Source organism: Dokdonia sp. R86516, from assembly GCF_044596715.1.
Taxonomy (GTDB): Bacteria; Bacteroidota; Bacteroidia; order Flavobacteriales; family Flavobacteriaceae; genus Dokdonia.
Genome location: NZ_CP138998.1, coordinates 3049427 through 3068273 on the forward strand (window position 1 = coordinate 3049427; position 18847 = coordinate 3068273).

An 18847-nucleotide genomic window follows, 5' to 3' on the forward strand; every position below is an offset into this window, starting at 1 on the left:
GTTTATTTACTATTTACAAATCAGTTTATGATGATTTTTGAATAGCAATATTACCTGCAAAATTAAATCAAAATACCCCTCTCCACTGTTAAAAATGGTCTCAAAACTGTGTAGTTATCCAATACAATTAAAGATTGATTTTTTAATGGTTGATTAAAGTGGTGTAATCCATTATATTGCAACTAAAGTTACAATTTTAAAGAATTTAATATGAATTTTTACGCTTTCGCGAAAGCGTGACATAATCTTTTTAAATATTGTAAGTGCTATATAATTTATTTTTAATAGTTTTATTTATAAACTTAAGAATAAGACTATTAGCTACCTAATAATAGATAAAAAGGCTAAAGTTATTACCGTATGGAATTAGAGAAAAAGCCTACTTATCAAGAATTAGAAAAACAAATAGAGAGATTAAAGTCTGAAAGTAACAACGTTTACAAGACGCTATTTAATAACTCAACTATTTCTATTTGGAATGAAGATTTTACGTTAGTATATGAAGAAATTGAGAGGCTTAGAGATAGTGGCGTTTCTAATATCAAGAAATATTTAAAGAAAAATCCAGATGCTTTATTATCATTTATTAATAAGTTAAAAATTAATAGCGTTAATACGGCTACTTTAAAACTATTTAAAGCAGAAAATAATCAAGCATTTTTTAACAACCTACAAAATACCTTCGGTCGTGGAGCAAATAAAGTATTTATACGACTTATAGCGGCAATATGGAAAAATAAAAAAACATTTACTTCTGAGGTAAATTACAAAACCTTAGAGGGTGATGAGTTTAAAGCTTTGTTTTCTATACGTATACCTCAAACTTTATTAGAACAAAAAGCTGTACCTATCACTATCCAAGATATTACTGAACTAAAAGCGGTAGAATCTGCTAAAAAAGAATCCATATTAAAATTACAACAGGCTCAAAAACTTGGAAAAATGGGTAGTTGGGAATGGGAATGGAGTACAGATACAGCTTACTGGTCTGATGAGATGTACAATATTTATGGTGTCAAGAGAGGAATGTTTATTCCTACCAGTGATAATGTACGAGAATTGATTCTTGAAGAAGATAGACCTAAAGTTAAGAGGGTGATTAAAAAGCTTTTCAGCGATAAAGCTATGGAACCATTCGAATTCAGAATTGTTAAATCTAATAGTGAAATAAGACACTTAAGTATTCTAGGCATAGAATTTATAAATGATAAGGTTTTTGGTGTAACTCAAGATATAACAGACAGAAAAATAATAGAAAGTGATCTTGATGAGGCACAAACACTTGCCAAAGTAGGTAGCTGGATATTTGATACAGAAGAAAGAAAAATGGAATGGTCTAAAGTGATGTTCCATATTTGGGGATTTGAGCCAAGCCATGGTACACCCCCATATAAAGTATTACTTGATCACATCCACCCGGATGATTTAGAATTATGGGATTCTTCTATAAAAAAAGCTAGCAAAAGCGGAATTCCATATGATATAGAGCATAGAATATGTCTTTCTGATGGAACACAAAAAGTCATAAGGTGTATATGTGAACCTGAAGTGTGTCCCCAAGGAAATGTCATTAGTTTAAAAGGAACCGGCCAAGATATTACTGAGCAAAAACTTATTGATGCAGAACTTATTGCGGCTAAAGTAAAAGCTGAAGAAAGTAAAAATCATCTAAATAATATTATTGATAATATAGGAGATCCAGTTTTTGTGAAGGATGACCAAAGTAGGTTGCTCATAGTAAATAATGCGTTTTGCACACTCTATGGTTTTGAAAGAGAAGATATCATTGGTAAAACTCTTGAGGAAAGATTTTCATATGTGGAGAGAAAGGATTTCCTTAATATTGACAAGCAACTTGTAAAAGATGGTAGAGAAAATATCACAGAAAAAACCCTTATAAAAGAAAATGGCGATACTAGAAGAATCTCTATAAGAAAAACAAGATTTGTAGATAACGATAATACCATTTTTATAGTAGGTGTAGTACATGATATCACAGAACGCTATAAAACTGGAAATTTAATAAAAGAAGCTAAAGAACGTGCCGAGGAAAATGAAGAACGCTTTCGCATATTAATGCATAATCTAGAAGCTGGTGTTGTAGTTCATGCGCCAGATACTAGCATAATGCAATGTAATACTAGAGCCTCTCAAATTCTAGGTATAGATGAAAAATTTATTAAAGGAAAAGCCGAAAAAGATATGGGCTGGAAGTTTGTAAAACTTGATGCTTCACCCCTACCTATTTCTGAATATCCAGTAAATAAAATCTCAAATACTAAAGATCCTATTAAAAATCAAGTTTTAGGACTTGTAAGAAGGGATGAAAAAGATATTATATGGGTTACTCTCAATGGTTTTCCAGTGCTGAACAGTACTGGAAAAGTTAAAGAAATTGTTACCGTTTTCTTTGATATTACTGAGCAACGACAAAATGAAAAAGATAAATTAAGATCTAAATTATTATTAGACAAAACAGAGAAAGAATTAAGTGATGCTCAATCCTTAGCCAAAATTGGCAGTTGGCTAGTAAAACCATCTTCTGGTATGAAGATGGAGTGGTCTAAAGAGATGTATAATATCTGGGGGTTTGACTATGACAAGGAATATCCTGATTATCAAAAGGTCGTTGATAGAGTTCATCCTGATGATATGACAATTCTAAAAAATGCCGTCGATAGTGCTATTAATGAAGGGATTCCATATAATATTGAGTATAGGATTTGTGTTCCTAATCAACCACAAAAAACGGTGAGAGCTATATGCCAGCCTGTAATAGATAAAGACGGCAAAGTCCTAAGCCTTGCTGGAACTAATCAAGATATAACTCAACAAAAAGAATTAGCCACAGAGCTCATAGAGGCAAAAGAGAAAGCCGAAGAAAGTGATAGATTAAAATCGGCTTTTCTTGCTAATTTAAGTCACGAGATGCGTACTCCTATGAATGGTATCTTAGGCTTTTCTGAACTATTGAGAAAGAAGAATATATCTGAAGAAAAAAGAGATAGCTATTTGGAACTCATAGAAAAAGAAGGCCACCGACTTTTGAGTTTCATTTCTAACATTGTAGATATTTCAAAAATTGAATCAAATACGATAAACATTGATTATTCTCATATCAATGTAAATACTGTTATTAATGATCTCTATTCAAAATATAATATAAAACTAGAAAATACAAGTATTAAACTTCAAGTAGAAAAAGGTCTAGAAGAAGTAGATAGTTTTATTGAAACAGATGAGAATAAGCTTGTTCAAATTATATCTAATCTCTTAGAAAACGCAATAAAATTTACCAAAGAAGGTGCTATTGAATTTGGCTATACTCTCAAAGGAAAAAATCTTCAGTTTTATGTAAAAGATTCTGGTATTGGTATAGATAAAGAAGAACAAAAAGACATTTTCAATAGGTTCACGCAGGGTAAACGTGAGCAAACACATAATCTAGGTGTAGGACTTGGATTGTCTATAGTACAAGGTCTTGTTAAACTCTTACATGGTGAGGTATGGATTGATTCTGAAACAGGAAGAGGATCAACTTTTTTCTTTACAATCCCATATAATAAGGTGCGTGTTAGAAAGGTTATTATAAATGAGGATAACGAGAACACACTAGACAATGGAGACTTTACTATTCTAATAGCCGAAGATGACAATTTGAGCTTTCTGTACATACAAGCCTGTCTTTCTGATTATAATTGCACAATTATAAGAGCCGTAAATGGAAAAGAAGCAGTTGAGATTGTTAATCAAAACTCTACTATTGACTTAGTGTTAATGGATATAAATATGCCAGAAATGGACGGTCATGAGGCGTTGCAAGAAATAAGAAAAACAAATAAAGACATAACTATTATCGCTCAGACAGGCTTGGCAATGTCTGGAGATAAAGAAAAAATGCTTAATGCAGGTTTTGATGATTATGTATCAAAACCCATTTCTACTACGCAACTCATTAACACGGTAAATAAACACTTAAAAGTAATAAGTTGATCAAGTGGCTAATTTGTATTTATAGTACAGCATATAATGATTTGAAAATCAATTAATACATGTAAATCTACCATAGCTCTCTTTGTATTAGATACAAGCATAAAAACTAAGAGTATACATTTCCACAACACGGCAGTTCTTTTATCCACCACAGTATCCTTTTACTATATTAAACTTCTCAAATCTGAAATATGATTATCAAAAAGTTTAAATACTATCCAATATATCTTTATTTTAATTGATCAACAGAATTCCTCTTACTATATATTTTGAGAATCTTCCTCTCCCCATGTATCAAGACTCCTTAAAATAGCTTCTAAGGAAGCTCCTCTCTTTGTCAGGCTATATTCTACTCTGGGAGGTACAACTGGAAAAACTTTTCTCGTAAGAAGCCCGTCTTTTTCTAGTTCACGCACAGTCTGTGTAAACATTTTATTAGAAATTCCTGATACCTTCTTTTGTAATACACCAGAACGTAAGCCGCCCTCTAATAAATGAAATAACACAAGAGGTTTCCATTTGGTACCTATTAAATTCATTGTATAATTAAGCGGACATGCAATATTATCACTCATATATCAAACCTTAAACACCTTAAAATCATTATTTTACTCTTTTAGCACCCTATGTCACTTTTGGGTAAGTTATTGACATCAGGAACAATATAGTTTAATTTTGAAAAAAAATAAAAATTATGAGCACTATAAAGAATTATCCAAAATCATTCTCTCACATTGGACTATCTGTGCCAGATATAAAAAAGGCAGTCGAGTTTTACTCAGAGGTAATGGGGTGGTATGTTATTATGCCTCCATCTACAGTCAAAAAAGAAAAAGAAACTGCCATAGGACAGATGTGTATTGATGTTTTTGGCGAAAATTGGAAAACCTTTGAGATAGCGCACCTATCTACTTCAGATGGTATAGGAGTAGAGTTATTTTCATTTCCCAATAAAGAGATAAAAACTCCAGAATTTAATCCCTTTAACACGGGATTATTTCACTTTTGCGTTCAAGATCCTAATATAGAAGAACTCATTCAGAAAATTGTTTCCTATGGAGGAAAGCAAAGAATGCCTATAAGAGCGTATTATCCTAAAGATAAGCCTTATAAAATGTGCTACGTAGAAGATCCTTTTGGAATTGTATTTGAAATATACACTCATAGTTATGAGTTAACATATTCCTCTGGTGCCTACGCAGAATAAAAACTCGTACATAGTTTAAAAACAAAAAGCTCCGCTGTAACCAGCGGAGCTTTTTTATAATTTAAAAGAATTACTACTTATGCAGCATTCTCCTTTTTTATTAAGTTAAGAGCACTTCCCTCACGGTACCAAGCAATTTGAGCATCGTTGTACGTGTGGTTTACCTTAATAGTATCCTTGCTACCATCTGCATGAACGATCTCGACTGTTAATGGAGTATCTGGTGCAAAACTAGCAATATCTACAAAGTTAAAAGTATCATCCTCTTGAATAAGATCATAATCTGCCTCGTTCTGGAAAGTAAGACCTAACATACCTTGCTTTTTCAAGTTTGTCTCGTGTATACGTGCAAAAGATTTTACAATCACAGCAGCTACACCTAAGTGGCGAGGCTCCATTGCTGCGTGCTCACGAGAAGAACCTTCACCATAGTTGTGATCTCCTACAACAACAGTTTTAATTCCTGCTTTTTTATACTCACGTTGTGTGTCTGGCACTCCACCATACTCACCTGTAAGTTGATTTTTAACAAAGTTTGTTTTCTTACCAAATGCGTTTACAGCACCTATTAAACAGTTATTAGAAATGTTATCTAAGTGACCTCTGTAACGTAACCATGGTCCAGCCATAGAAATGTGGTCTGTAGTACATTTTCCAAAAGCTTTAATAAGCAATTTCATCCCCTGCATCTCACTATCAAGAATAGGCTCAAAAGGCGTTAATAGTTCAAGGCGCTCAGAGTCTGCCGCTACTTTTACTATGACACCACTACCATCTTCTACTGGAGCTAGATAACCATTATCCTTTACGTCAAAACCTTTAGGAGGAAGTTCCCATCCTGTTGGCTCATCAAACATAACCTCTTGACCATCTTCATTAAGAAGCGTATCTGTCATAGGGTTAAAGTCTAGACGTCCAGATATTGCAATTGCTGCTGTTACTTCTGGTGAAGCTACAAAGGCGTGTGTATTAGGGTTACCATCTGCACGCTTTGCAAAGTTTCTATTAAATGAGTGTACAATACTGTTTTTAGGAGCATTTTTTGGATCACTGTAACGTGCCCACTGCCCGATACATGGTCCACAAGCATTTGTAAAAATCTTAGCATCTAGTTTTTCAAAGATTCCTAAGATTCCGTCGCGCTCTGTTGTATATCGTACTAATTCAGATCCAGGATTAATCCCAAGTTCTGACTTCATTTTTATTCCTTTATCTAATGCTTGTTGAGCAATAGATGAAGCTCTTGAAAGATCTTCATAAGAAGAGTTTGTACAAGAACCTATAAGTCCCCACTCTACGTTAAGAGGCCATTCGTTTTTAGTAGCTTTCTCAGTCATATCCTTTCCTACAGTTGTAGAAAGGTCTGGAGTAAAAGGTCCATTAAGTAATGGTCCTAACTCAGAAAGATTTATGTCAATTACCTGATCAAAATACTGCTCAGGATTTGCATATACTTCTTTATCTGCTGTAAGGTATTCTTTTACATCATTTGCCGCATCTGCAACATCAGCACGATCTGTAGCACGTAAATAGCGCTCCATAGACTCGTCATAACCAAAGGTAGAAGTTGTTGCTCCTATCTCTGCTCCCATGTTACAAATAGTACCTTTACCAGTACATGACATTGCCGTAGCTCCAGGGCCAAAGTATTCTACAATAGCTCCAGTCCCTCCTTTTGCAGTAAGAATTTCAGCTACTTTAAGAATTACATCTTTTGGTGCAGTCCATCCAGAAAGTTTTCCTGTAAGTCTAACTCCTATTAACTTAGGAAACTTAAGCTCCCAAGCCATACCAGCCATCACATCTACAGCATCTGCTCCACCTACACCTATTGCAACCATTCCTAGTCCTCCAGCGTTTACTGTGTGAGAGTCTGTACCTATCATCATTCCTCCTGGAAATGCATAGTTTTCAAGAACCACTTGGTGTATAATACCTGCTCCTGGCTTCCAGAAACCAATACCATATTTATTTGAAACCGACTCTAAGAAGTTAAAAACTTCACTAGATACATCGTTTGCGTTCTTAAGATCCTTTTCAGCACCTTCTTTTGCTTGAATCAAGTGATCACAGTGCACTGTAGTAGGTACTGCAACCTTATCTTTTCCTGCTTGCATAAATTGCAATAAAGCCATCTGTGCAGTTGCATCTTGACAAGCGATACGATCTGGTGCAAAATCTACATAATCCTTTCCACGAGTAAACGCTTTAGAAGCTTTTCCCTCCCATAGGTGAGAATATAAAATCTTTTCAGAAAGTGTCAAGGGCTTACCTACAAGGTCACGAGCAGCATCTACACGCTCAGACATATTTGCATAAACCTTCTTGATCATATCAATATCAAATGCCATATATAATGTATTAGGGTTGTTAAATAGTACCGCTCAATTTTGCGGTTCACGAAAATACAAAATACCTTAAAGAATAACAATAGCAGAAAGCTCCATACTGAGCTAATAGCGCGTATTGACAAACCATCTCAAATACAACGCGCTAATTATGAAATTCAAAAAAAGAGGCAGCTCAAATTATCAAATTGATAATTTAACTCTTATAAAATTTCCTCATTATAATATTCCGCTTTCGCGAAAATGTGATTTTATTGAATAGAAGAGCGATTATATAGAACTATGCCTCCTAAGAACTATTGAAAAACATTAAAATCCTCAATTATACACTGAACACAATAATCAATAGTTTATGTGACATAAAAAAGCCATCAAATCACAATATGGATTTAATGGCTTAGAAATTTTCACAACTTAACTAGTTGTAAATTTTTTAATTAAAAGACTGCTTTTTTTTTAAAATCTCACTATCAAGATTATAGCAGCACTTTTTCGCGAAAGCATATTAAAATAAGCTCTTAATAATATCTTCTATACTTAAACCTTCTGCCTCTGCCTTGTAGTTTTTAATCATTCTGTGGCGAAGAATTCCCGTGGCAACAACCTGAACGTCTTCAATATCTGGAGAAAACTTTCCATGCACCGCTGCATGCGTTTTTGCTCCCAATATTAGATTTTGTGATGCTCTTGGCCCAGCTCCCCAATCAATGTAATCTTTTACAATCTGAGCTGCTTTATCTGTTTTGGGACGCGTTTTACTCACGAGATTCACAGCATATTCGATTACATTATCTGCAACTGGAATACGTCTCACTAGCTGTTGAATATCAATAATCTCTTGTGCGTTTAACAATGCATTTACCGTATGCTTTTCAGCAGATGTCGTAGCTTTAACTACATCTACCTCTTCTTGAAAAGAAGGGTAATCTAGGTTAATAGAAAACATAAAACGGTCTAACTGTGCTTCTGGTAAAGGGTAAGTTCCCTCCTGCTCTATAGGGTTTTGCGTGGCCAGAACAAAGTAAGGAAGTGATAATGGGTATCGCTGTCCTGCTACCGTAACAACACGCTCTTGCATCGCTTCTAGAAGTGCGGCTTGAGTTTTAGGTGGTGTACGGTTGATCTCATCTGCAAGGACAATATTTGAAAATATAGGTCCTTTTATAAATTTAAATTTACGTGAGTCATCCAGAATCTCAGATCCTAGAATATCACTTGGCATTAAATCTGGCGTAAATTGTATCCTCTTAAAGTCTAGTCCTAGCGTTGTCGCAATAGTATTTACCATCAAGGTTTTTGCAAGCCCAGGAACACCTATAAGTAATGCGTGACCTCCAGAAAAAATAGATAAAAGAATCTCATCAATTACTTTATCTTGACCTACAATAATCTTTGAAATTTCTGCTTTTAGAATCTTATGCTTTTCGACAAGATTCTTGATAGCGGTAACGTCAGACATAAATAACTATTATTTTTTTAACCAATTACTTACAAACTCACAGTCACGATTCTCACCGTTTATCTTAATGTAAGTTTCTACTATTTTTTCTTTTTGCCACTTCTCTATAGCAGCAATCTGCTTTTCACGCAATGCAAGATCTTTAATTTTAATATAATCCTTTACGTAGTCTGCTTTGTGCTCTTCAAGACGATTATCTACGGTATAGATCATAAATTGTTTTTTACCTGTTCTAGTTTGATCTGTATAAACAAGTGATACTTCTTTATCTGCAAGGTCATTTACTTTAGGGTAAATATCTGGATCTAGTCTACCTAATTCAAAGCGTTTATCTAGTGTTTGAGGATTAGTAAGTGTTCCTCCTTCAAATTTTGTTTCCTTTTCATCAGAAAATTCTTTGGCAGCTTCTTCAAATGTAAGTTCGCCATCTATGATACGTTTCCTTACTTTCTTTACTAGGTCTTTTGCCTCCTCTTCCTGAGCCTCTTTAATTTCTGGAACAAGCAGTATGTGTCTAATGTCCTTGCGCTCTCCTTTTGTTTTTTCAACAGTTACAATGTGAAAACCAAATTCTGTTTCAAAAGGTTCACTTATTTCACCATCTTGTAAACTGAAGGCCACATCTCTAAATTCTTTTACTAAAGGTGTTTTACGATCTATAACCATTAAACCACCATCCGGTCTTGAAGCTGCATCATCAGTATATAAAACAGCTTTTGTAGCAAAGCTACTTCCATTCTCAAGAATATCTCTACGGAAACCGTTGAGACGATCTATAACCTTCTGGCGTTCTTCCTCGGTAGCTTTAGGCTCAATTACAATACGTGCAATCTCAAGCTCTACTCCAAAAGTAGGAATCTCATCTGCTGGTATGTTGTTAAAAAATGTTTTAATCTCGTCTGGAGTAACATCTACAGATTCAATTATCTTCTGATTCATGCGGTCAGAAAGTATAACATTCTTTCTAATGCTAAATAACTCGGCACGTAAGTCTGCCATATTCTCTTTTCTGTAAAACTCAACTACCTTCTGCTCAGAACCAAGTTGTGATGCAAAACGTTGCACCATCTGGTCTACTTCAGAATTAACACGGCTATCTTGTACTACGATACTATCTTGAACAGCCTGGTGTGTAAGAAGTTTATTCTCGAGCAAGCTTCCTAGCACTTGGCAAGATGTTATATCTGCAGAAGCTTGACCTCTTTGCTTTATCTCAATAAGACTTTGATCAATATCACTTTCTAAAATCAAGTAGTCACCTACTACCCCAGCTACACCATCTACTTTAAATTTCTTAAAAGGAGCTTTTACAGTATCATTTTGAACCGCTACTGCTGTTTCTTTAATCGTTGTAACTTCTGGAGTTACTGTTGTTTCTTGTGCAATACTAAGCTGTGCCGCTGCAAGCAGCACTACCATATTAATTGTAAATTTCAAATTGTTTGTTTTTAATAGCATCATCCTTAATCTCCTTTTCAAGCTTTTGTATAAGCGCTAATTTTCTTTTATTCTTAATAATCTGATTGATCGTTGGTCGTACATATTCCAACGGGGCATTTTCATTGCGCTCAAGCGTACTTCTTACAGCTACCAAATATAATCCTAATGAGTCTCGCAGTTGTAAGAAATTTGTTTTTTTTAACAAGTTGTTTGCATTCTCCTTGTTTATCGCATTTATTTGATCAATTACCACGCCTCTTTTTATCCAAATAGAATCATTTAAAAAATAATTCTTGTACTGAAATTTTAATGAATCTAGAGCGTACTTATCCTTCTCATCCTTGCTTGTAAAATAAGATTTCAGTGTTTTTAGGTTTTGATAATCTTCGTCTACTTGAATGAATTTAAACTGAACCAGCGGTTCATTAAGTATAAAGTTCTCTTTGTTTTCTTCATAAAATTTCAACGCTTCACTATCAGAAACAACACTGTCTAATTGTTTATTTATAAGTGCATCCTTATAAAAACGAGTATACAAATCACTTCTATAGGATGATACGAGCGCTTCAAATTCTTCTTGATCTTCTTTTGGTAGATTTCTCAAGGCTCCATCTAGCAGTAGCTGACTTGTAGCCCAAGTATTGATGTAATTTTGTACAAAGGACGCGCTATCTGTCACTACATTCTTTGCCATAACTTCTTCAATAGTGCGCTTTGATAATGTATGATTATTCACCCGAGCAACAATAGTCTCAGTATCATCACTTTTAAAATAGCGACAACTCACCATAGACAGTGACACTACTGCAAACAAAAGAAATACAACGACGCTGTTGTTTTTAATTCTCATATTTCATTATTAACGTATTCAAAACTTCTTTATTTACAGTGATTACACTTTTATCTCTTAAGTTTTTTACAAAATTAGCTTCCAACTCTTTCTGATAGTCACTTATAACAATACCCTTCACGTCTTTTAGTAATTGATCTTTTGCCTCTGTGATGGCCGTAACGTAGTAAACTGTAAAGTTATCTCCATCTTCTATCAAATCACTTACTCCTATAGATAGATGTTGTCCCTCTGGCAAATCTTCTTGAGTTAGAACCCTACTAGATAGTAATACAGGAGTATCATGTTTACTTTTCAAAGATAGTACGGCTTCTTCTGGCAATTTGCCTTTAGAAAGAAGGTTTCTATATTTTTTCGCTAAGCTTTTATTTTTAGTATTACATACTGTAGCCTCATAAGTCTTTACACTTCTATAATCTTCCTTATTCCCTAAGAAGAATTCTTGTAGACCTATACTATCTTGCTGAGCTTTTTTCCAGATATTAGTTTCTAGTAAATCAAATAACAATAGACCTTCCTTGTATTCTTTTAATATATCACTAAAATCTTGATCCTCCTCTTCTAGGTGCTCCAGATGATAGTTTTTAAGCACGATGCTTACAAAAGAATGAATTCCTTCTTTAACAAACTGACTTCTATTTCTATATGTTTTTCTTGGATAAGACGCTAGTAAATAGTCGGCTACCATTTTGTAAGTATATGCAACTTTATTTCTTCCTAAGGTAAAGGCTACATTGCTTAATGCCGGATCGTTATTAAGAACAATCTTAGTTTCAGAATATTTATCTGGAAAGATACTTTCTAAATAGGGTTCCAATCCTTCATCAAGAATTACATTATATCTATTTCTTAAGTTGTTATCTAACTTGTCTGATATTACTTGTGCCCTAGCGTCTCTTTTTACTTTACTAATTAAAGTAGATTGCACATCCTGATAACTAGGAATTGGTGTTTTAGATAATAACTTTAAGATATGCCAACCAAATTCAGTTTTAAAAGGTTGTGAGGTATCCCCTATATTTTCAAGTGAAAATGCTGTTTCTTCAAAAATTGCACTCCTGAGTTGCCCTTGCTCAAACTCTTCTAGTTTCCCTCCTTTTCTATATGAAACTCTATCATCACTATAATTAAGTGCTAGTGTCTCAAAAGAAGCACCCTCTTTCAATAGCTTAGTCACCTCATTAATTCTTTGCTCTGGAATAATAGTACTGTCATTTTGATTTAAAGCAACCATTACATGAGCCACCTTTACTTTCCCCTTTGATTTACGAGTCGCGATAGGCTCAACTATATGATATCCAAAACTCGTTCTAAAAGGCTTAGACACCTCATTAATTGCCGTATTGTAAGCGGCATTCTCAAATGGATAGACCATTTTAAACGCTTTAAACCAGCCTAAATTCCCACCATTCTTTTTAGCAGATGGATCTTCACTTACTTCTCTAGCTACTTTTTCAAAGTTTTCACCTTTAATTATACGTTCTCTTACTCGAGTAATCTTTTGATAAGCTACAAGTGTATCACTAGGTGAGGCATCTGGATTAAGCCTAATGAGTATATGTCTCGCATTGAGCTCATTTACAGTTCTATCATAAGCTTCTTTAACAAGCTCTTCTGTAACCTTGACGTCATTGAGATAGCTTTTTGCCAGTTGTGCGCGATATGCAGATATTTCATCTCGATAAGACTTTTTCTTATCAAGACCTAGCTTATATGCTTCTTGAACTTTGAGCTTGTAATCTATAAGGAGCTCTAAATAATCTTTTGGGGAACTCAACGCATCCTCTTTTATAAGGTCACTATTTTTCTCAAAGACCCTTATAAACTCCTCACTATAAACAACTTCATCATTTATTGTAAGAAGAATATCTTTTTGAGCTTGAGCAGATGCAAATCCAAAAAGAAAAGTAATCAATAAAAACAAGTGCTTCATAGCGTTCTAAGTATGTGCAAAAATAAGTATTATGAACTGTTGTACCATAGCAACGAGCTTATAGAATATTTAGTACCTATTGAGCTAGATAGAAAATATATGCTATATTTTTGTTAGAAATAAAATCATATTATGCCTACAGAAGAACGACTTAAACTAATTTGGGATTTTAGAGGTCCAGATGCACATAAAATTGCTTTACACCATGAGATTCACTTAAAAGAGTATGCAGCTGCACAGGTATTAAATACTCCCATTACAGGCACTCAACAAGTTACAGAAGAACACAGCATTGCATTTTTGGTAGTTGATAAAGAAGCGATGAAACCAGTGAGAGATGCGCTCAAACCTCACCGAGGGCAGCTATTTACTTAAAAAGTATCACTTGGCATAGATATTGTCTTCTATCACATATATTTGCACGCGCAAATGATAATCTTAATAAATACTATACAATGAAAAAAATCGTACTTGGAATGTTTGTAGTCCTATTTACTGCAACCGCTTTTGCTCAAAGCAAAATAGGAACTGTAGATGCCGACTTCATTCTCTCAAAAATGCCTGAACTTACAGGAGCAAATGAAAAAGTAAAAGCTTACAATCTTGATCTTGAAACGCAAATGAAAGCAAAGATTGAAGACTATGAAGCAAAGGTAAAACTATACCAAAGCGGTCAAGCGACTTTTACAGATGCAGACAAGAAAACAAAACAAGGAGAAATCATCGCTCTTGAAGAAGATATCTCAAAATTTCGTCAGAATGGTGCTCAGCTTTTACAATTAAAGCAATCTGAAGTTGTACAACCACTTTACAAGAAAATAGGAGAAATGGTAACTGTAGTTGCTAAGGAGCAAGGATACTCACATATCCTTACTATAGGTAACAACAACAACTTTGCATATGCAGACCCTGCATCAGACATTACAATGGCTGTTCTTACAAAACTAGGAATCACAGTAGAAGAGTAATCTTATACCGCACTTTATTAAGAAGCCGCTTCTACTAGATAGAAGCGGCTTTTTTTATGTCATTACTTATCGAGTATACTTTTAATATCTGGCTTAAAATAATTAGGCCCCTTAAGCACTTTTCCATCTTCACGATAGATAGGTTTTCCATCGGCTCCTAGTTTACTCATATTTGAGCGCTGGATTTCATTAAAGACTTCCTCAATTTTATCTTGCATACCATGCTCGATAATCGTTCCGCATAAAATATACAGCATATCCCCTAGCGCATCTGCCACTTCTACTAGATCACCAGCGTTTGCAGCTTCTAGATACTCTTCATTTTCCTCTTTCATGAGGTTAAAGCGTAGTTCATTTTTAGATTGCGGGAGATTTGCGGTAGGTTTATCTTTTCGATCAAGACCATAAGTGTCATGAAATAATGTTACGGCGGCTATTTTATTTTTCATAAAGGATTTTGTTTTGTTACGCTTTCGCGAAAGCGTACTCAGTCGTATTTTTACAACTCCTAAAATACTTTAAATGTTTAGTACTGGTCAGATTATATTTGTTGTTTTTTTTATTGTGGCTTTTATCCTTCTTATGGTATGGAGTTACAGAAAGGATTTATCTCTACACAAAAAGCAATACAAAGGAAGTAAATGGGTGCTGGTAGGCTTTATGGGTTTTATCGCTTTACTTGTAATCATCAAACTCGCACTGAAACCTTAATAATGTCACTGCGGTATATATGCTGTATGAAACTATTATAAAAAACAAAAGCCCGCTATATGCGGGCTTTTATTTTATGTGAAATGGCAAGTATTATGCTTTAAACAATGGTCTGTGCCCCATCATCTCGTTCACACTTTTTGCAACGTTTTCTAGCACCTCGTCATTATCGTGGTGCTGTATTGCCTTGTCTATAAAGTTTGCAATCTCGTGCATATCACCTTCTACAAGACCACGTGTAGTAATTGCTGCAGTACCTATACGTATACCTGAAGTTACAAATGGTGACTTATCATCAAATGGTACCATATTTTTATTTACCGTAATATCTGCTTTTCCTAGTGCTTCTTCGGCTGCTTTACCTGTTACATTTTTATTGCGCAGGTCTATAAGCATCATGTGATTATCTGTACCTCCAGATATAATGTCGTACCCTTTAAGGACAAGTGCATCTGCTAGTGTAGTGGCATTTTTCTTAACCTGCACCATATAATGTAAGAACTCATCTGTAAGTGCTTCTCCAAAGGCGATTGCCTTTGCTCCTATCACATGCATTAATGGTCCTCCTTGGTTCCCAGGAAAAATACCACTATCTAACAATGAAGACATCATTCTTAGCTTTCCACTCTTTAATTTGATTCCAAAAGGATTTTCAAAATCCTTCCCCATCATGATCATTCCACCGCGTGGTCCTCTTAGGGTTTTGTGTGTAGTAGTTGTTACTACGTGACAGTGTGGAATAGGATCTGCAATGATTCCTTTTGCGATAAGACCTGCTGGGTGTGCAACATCTGCAAGAAGGATTGCTCCTACCGAGTCAGCAATTTCGCGAAAGCGTTTATAATCTATCTCACGAGAGTATGCAGAAGCTCCAGCAATTATCATCTTAGGCTGCTCCTTTGTTGCTATCTCTTGTATTTTATCATAGTTAAGTAGTCCCGTTTCTTTATCTACTCCGTAAAAAACTGGGTTATACAAACGTCCTGAAAAGTTTACTGGAGATCCATGCGTAAGGTGACCACCGTGTGCAAGATCAAAACCTAAAAATTTATCTCCTGGCTTTAAACATGCATGAAACACTGCTGTGTTTGCTTGTGATCCAGAGTGTGGCTGTACGTTGGCATATTCCGCTCCAAAGAGTTCCTTTGCGCGTTCTATAGCAAGTGTCTCTACCTCGTCTACTACTTCACAACCACCGTAATATCTTTTTCCTGGGTAACCTTCGGCATATTTGTTTGTTAACACAGAACCAGCAGCTTCCATTACTTGGTCACTTACAAAGTTTTCTGAAGCAATAAGTTCTAGTCCGTTTAATTGGCGTTCTTTTTCTTCTTGTATTAGGTCAAAAATGGCAGTATCACGTTGCATAGTAAAATTGTTTGTTAAAGTGATACAAAAATACTACAAAGACTTTTTAAGAGTGCTATAAATCCTATATTTGAAGAGAGAATTACAAACAACTTATCAAAATATAGACAATGCCACTATCTGCTAACGATCCCTCTAGAAAAACTTGGCTCGAAACGCCAAAAAATACAGATTTCCCAATACAGAACATTCCTTTTGGTGTATTCTTAACGCGTGATGACGTTATTACAATAGGGACGCGTATAGGTGATTACGCAATAGATCTTGGTGCTTTACACCAGTTAGGTTACTTTGAAGGTATCCCACTTACAGATGATATTTTTTTACAAGACACACTCAATGATTTTATTGCAGATGGCCGTAAAACATGGAGACTAGTGCGTAACCGCATTGCCGAAATTTTTGAGGAAACAAACGAATCTTTACGTAATAATAAGAAAGATTGTGATGTTGTAATTTTCAAAATGGAAGAAGTTGAGATGCAATTACCTGTACAAATAGGTGATTATACAGATTTCTACTCTAGTATAGAGCATGCTACAAATGTAGGAACCATGTTCCGCGGTGAGGAAAATGCTTTGATGCCTAACTGGCTCCATTTACCTGTTGCATATCACGGGAGAAGTTCTTCTGTAATACCATCAGGAATTCCGGTACACCGTCCTAACGGTCAGAAATTACCTAACGGAGCTACAGAGCCTATTTTTGGCCCATCAAGATTAGTAGATTTTGAACTAGAGATGGCTTTTATTACTACAGATGCAAATAATCTAGGTGAATCTATCACTACGGCAGATGCCGAAGAAAATATTTTTGGACTTGTACTCTTTAATGACTGGAGTGCTCGTGATATTCAAAAATGGGAGTATGTGCCACTGGGACCATTCCTTGCAAAAAACTTTGCCTCTTCAATCTCTCCTTGGATTGTAACTCTTGATGCACTTGAGCCTTTCCGCGTTGAAAGCCCTAAGCCTAAAAAAGAATTACTTCCTTACTTACAATATGAAGGAAAGAAAAGTTTTGATATCAATCTTGAAGTAGCATTACAACCAGAAGGAAAGAAAGAAACTACGGTTTGTAAATCTAACTTTAAGTATATGTACTGGAACATGAGCCAGCAACTAGCGCACCATACTGTAAATGGATGCCCTGTAAATGCTGGAGATATGATGGGAAGCGGTACACTATCTGGAAAAACACCAGATTCTTACGGATCTATGCTCGAGTTATCATGGAGAGGAGAAAAGCCTGTCAAACTTGAAGAAGGTGGTGATCGTAAGTTTATTGAAGATAATGACACAGTAATTATACGTGGTTACTCTAAAACAAAGGATTATCCACGCATAGGTTTTGGCGAGGTTTCGACAAAATTACTTCCTGTATTTGAGCCTAAAACTAAATAGTGAAGCGTCTATAAATGATTAAAACGATTGCTTTATACTTAGTCATGTTACTAGCGGTGGCCTTCTATGCTAGCGCCTTTTACTTAGGCTATTTACTTCTTACACTTATTTTTGGTAACATTATAAGTATCGTTATCATATTAAGTTGTGCCACATGGTACTTTGTGAGAGACTTTAGAAAAAAAAGAAGAGCACGATTGCTTTAATTGATTGTATCACGCTTTCGCGAAAGCGTAAAAAACAAAAAAAAGGTTAGCTACACAGCTAGCCTTTTTTTTATTGATAAAGCCTGGTATTGAAGGATCTACAAGCAGGTGTGGCAATCACCTTCTAAAGCAAAGATTTCTTGTACAACGACAAAATTCTTAGTGCCATAATTAAAAGTTAAATAGTTTATGCATTATGTTATTTACCAAATTCTTAACTATCTCAAGAAGGAAAACCGTATAGATTTGACTTTATAACTAAATTTATAATTCATTCATCATGAGACAATTAATCACTTTATCATTACTATTATTTTGTGCTACTATGTTTGCACAAGAACAGTTTGAAAAATCAAATTTTTCAGAATTAAAATTAAACGGGCTATCTACCGCCTTAGGTACAATTGACGTAGAATTTGAAAGAACAATTAATGAGAACTCTTCTTTTGGGACATCATTATTTACCACTTTTAATGACTCCGGCGCAGCATTTCAATATGAATATGACAGTGGAATTACTGGTTTTTATAGACGCTATTTGAGCAAAAAATATGCTAGCGGACTTTTTGTTGAAGGTTTTACAATGTTTCACAGCACCAAAATCCTTGAGCCTTATACTACACCAGATACAGATAATAATCTGCTTATAGGTTTAGGTGTAGGTTACAAGTGGATTTCAAAAGAAGGAATCATTTTACAAGCAAATTTTGGAATGGGAAGAAACGTTTTTGACACTAATCGAAATAAAGTGAGTGGTAGAGCGGGAATCAGCATAGGCTATCGTTTCAAGTAATATAACTAGAAAATAATGCTTGTAAAAAAGTACCTCTATGTTAGATGTATACTATTCACTCTATAATAGCATTCCGCAGGTATCAACTTTATAGTATCACGCTTTCGCGAAAGCGTATAAAACAAAGAAAAGGTTAGCTACACGGCTAGCTTTTTTTTATTGATATAG

At 34.9% G+C, this 18847-nt stretch carries 14 protein-coding genes; 6 read left to right on the forward strand and 8 right to left on the reverse strand.

The window, feature by feature from the left end:
* Window positions 1-360: 360 nt before the first annotated feature.
* On the forward strand, window positions 361-3993 hold the full coding sequence (locus SJY23_RS13715) for a PAS domain-containing protein (RefSeq protein WP_396596777.1): 3633 nt from the start codon (window positions 361-363) through the stop codon (window positions 3991-3993).
* A gap of 260 nt (window positions 3994-4253) precedes the next feature.
* Here SJY23_RS13715 and SJY23_RS13720 read toward each other — a convergent pair whose 3' ends face one another.
* Entirely contained in the window at window positions 4254-4568 is a 315-nt protein-coding gene (locus tag SJY23_RS13720) for a winged helix-turn-helix transcriptional regulator (protein ID WP_396596778.1), read from the reverse strand.
* 119 nt (window positions 4569-4687) lie between these two features.
* On the opposite strand from SJY23_RS13720, the gene SJY23_RS13725 reads away from it, so the two are divergent.
* Entirely contained in the window at window positions 4688-5200 is a 513-nt protein-coding gene (locus tag SJY23_RS13725; RefSeq protein WP_396596779.1) for a lactoylglutathione lyase family protein, read from the forward strand.
* Between the two features lie 77 nt (window positions 5201-5277).
* On the opposite strand, the gene SJY23_RS13730 is transcribed toward SJY23_RS13725, so the two are convergent.
* The 5 genes from SJY23_RS13730 to SJY23_RS13750 all read right to left on the reverse strand — a co-directional run bounded on the left by SJY23_RS13730 (window position 5278) and on the right by SJY23_RS13750 (window position 13230).
* A complete protein-coding gene (locus tag SJY23_RS13730) occupies window positions 5278-7551 on the reverse strand; it encodes an aconitate hydratase (RefSeq protein ID WP_396596780.1) in 2274 nt (757 codons plus the stop codon).
* 502 nt (window positions 7552-8053) lie between these two features.
* Window positions 8054-9007, reverse strand: a complete 954-nt coding sequence (locus SJY23_RS13735) for an AAA family ATPase (RefSeq protein ID WP_396596781.1) — start codon at window positions 9005-9007, stop codon at window positions 8054-8056.
* A 9-nt stretch (window positions 9008-9016) separates the two neighbouring features.
* A complete protein-coding gene (locus SJY23_RS13740) occupies window positions 9017-10444 on the reverse strand; it encodes a peptidylprolyl isomerase (RefSeq protein ID WP_396596782.1) in 1428 nt (475 codons plus the stop codon).
* On the reverse strand, window positions 10428-11297 hold the full coding sequence (locus SJY23_RS13745) for a peptidyl-prolyl cis-trans isomerase (protein WP_396596783.1): 870 nt from the start codon (window positions 11295-11297) through the stop codon (window positions 10428-10430). The genes SJY23_RS13740 and SJY23_RS13745 overlap by 17 nt, the downstream gene beginning before the upstream one ends.
* Window positions 11287-13230 (reverse strand): peptidylprolyl isomerase, encoded by a 1944-nt coding sequence (locus SJY23_RS13750; RefSeq protein WP_396596784.1) that lies wholly within the window; start codon window positions 13228-13230, stop codon window positions 11287-11289. The genes SJY23_RS13745 and SJY23_RS13750 overlap by 11 nt, the downstream gene beginning before the upstream one ends.
* 132 nt (window positions 13231-13362) lie before the next feature.
* Between SJY23_RS13750 and SJY23_RS13755 the strand changes: the two genes are divergently transcribed.
* Together SJY23_RS13755 and SJY23_RS13760 are read left to right on the forward strand one after the other, a co-directional pair.
* Window positions 13363-13605 carry a hypothetical protein gene (locus tag SJY23_RS13755; protein WP_035336634.1) on the forward strand — a complete coding sequence of 81 codons (243 nt, stop codon included), beginning with the start codon at window positions 13363-13365 and terminating at the stop codon, window positions 13603-13605.
* Between the two features lie 80 nt (window positions 13606-13685).
* Complete coding sequence (locus SJY23_RS13760; protein WP_035336633.1) at window positions 13686-14198, forward strand: OmpH family outer membrane protein; 513 nt, start codon at window positions 13686-13688, stop codon at window positions 14196-14198.
* A gap of 62 nt (window positions 14199-14260) precedes the next feature.
* Here the strand turns inward: SJY23_RS13760 and SJY23_RS13765 are convergent, their stop codons facing one another.
* Both SJY23_RS13765 and glyA read right to left on the reverse strand, forming a co-directional pair.
* A complete protein-coding gene (locus SJY23_RS13765) occupies window positions 14261-14647 on the reverse strand; it encodes a nucleoside triphosphate pyrophosphohydrolase family protein (protein WP_035336632.1) in 387 nt (128 codons plus the stop codon).
* A 355-nt stretch (window positions 14648-15002) separates the two neighbouring features.
* On the reverse strand, window positions 15003-16277 hold the full coding sequence (gene glyA / locus SJY23_RS13770; RefSeq protein WP_396596785.1) for a serine hydroxymethyltransferase: 1275 nt from the start codon (window positions 16275-16277) through the stop codon (window positions 15003-15005).
* Window positions 16278-16387: 110 nt separating this feature from the next.
* Here glyA and fahA point away from each other — a divergent pair, with 110 nt between their 5' ends.
* Together fahA and SJY23_RS13780 are read left to right on the forward strand one after the other, a co-directional pair.
* Window positions 16388-17680: a fumarylacetoacetase gene (gene fahA / locus SJY23_RS13775; protein WP_396596786.1), complete on the forward strand. Its 1293-nt coding sequence runs from the start codon at window positions 16388-16390 to the stop codon at window positions 17678-17680.
* A gap of 486 nt (window positions 17681-18166) precedes the next feature.
* Window positions 18167-18679, forward strand: coding sequence for a DUF3575 domain-containing protein (locus SJY23_RS13780; protein ID WP_396596787.1), 513 nt, complete (start codon window positions 18167-18169; stop codon window positions 18677-18679).
* Window positions 18680-18847 lie beyond the last annotated feature (168 nt).

Excerpts from the sequence above, each read along its gene's own strand:
- SJY23_RS13715 (WP_396596777.1), top strand. The coding sequence starts at position 361 with ATGGAATTAGAGAAAAAGCCTACTTATCAAGAATTAGAAAAACAAATA.
- SJY23_RS13720 (WP_396596778.1), bottom strand. The coding sequence starts at position 4,568 with ATGAGTGATAATATTGCATGTCCGCTTAATTATACAATGAATTTAATA.
- SJY23_RS13725 (WP_396596779.1), top strand. The coding sequence starts at position 4,688 with ATGAGCACTATAAAGAATTATCCAAAATCATTCTCTCACATTGGACTA.
- SJY23_RS13730 (WP_396596780.1), bottom strand. The coding sequence starts at position 7,551 with ATGGCATTTGATATTGATATGATCAAGAAGGTTTATGCAAATATGTCT.
- SJY23_RS13735 (WP_396596781.1), bottom strand. The coding sequence starts at position 9,007 with ATGTCTGACGTTACCGCTATCAAGAATCTTGTCGAAAAGCATAAGATT.
- SJY23_RS13745 (WP_396596783.1), bottom strand. The coding sequence starts at position 11,297 with ATGAGAATTAAAAACAACAGCGTCGTTGTATTTCTTTTGTTTGCAGTA.
- SJY23_RS13750 (WP_396596784.1), bottom strand. The coding sequence starts at position 13,230 with ATGAAGCACTTGTTTTTATTGATTACTTTTCTTTTTGGATTTGCATCT.
- SJY23_RS13755 (WP_035336634.1), top strand. The coding sequence starts at position 13,363 with ATGCCTACAGAAGAACGACTTAAACTAATTTGGGATTTTAGAGGTCCA.
- SJY23_RS13760 (WP_035336633.1), top strand. The coding sequence starts at position 13,686 with ATGAAAAAAATCGTACTTGGAATGTTTGTAGTCCTATTTACTGCAACC.
- SJY23_RS13765 (WP_035336632.1), bottom strand. The coding sequence starts at position 14,647 with ATGAAAAATAAAATAGCCGCCGTAACATTATTTCATGACACTTATGGT.
- glyA (WP_396596785.1), bottom strand. The coding sequence starts at position 16,277 with ATGCAACGTGATACTGCCATTTTTGACCTAATACAAGAAGAAAAAGAA.
- fahA (WP_396596786.1), top strand. The coding sequence starts at position 16,388 with ATGCCACTATCTGCTAACGATCCCTCTAGAAAAACTTGGCTCGAAACG.
- SJY23_RS13780 (WP_396596787.1), top strand. The coding sequence starts at position 18,167 with ATGAGACAATTAATCACTTTATCATTACTATTATTTTGTGCTACTATG.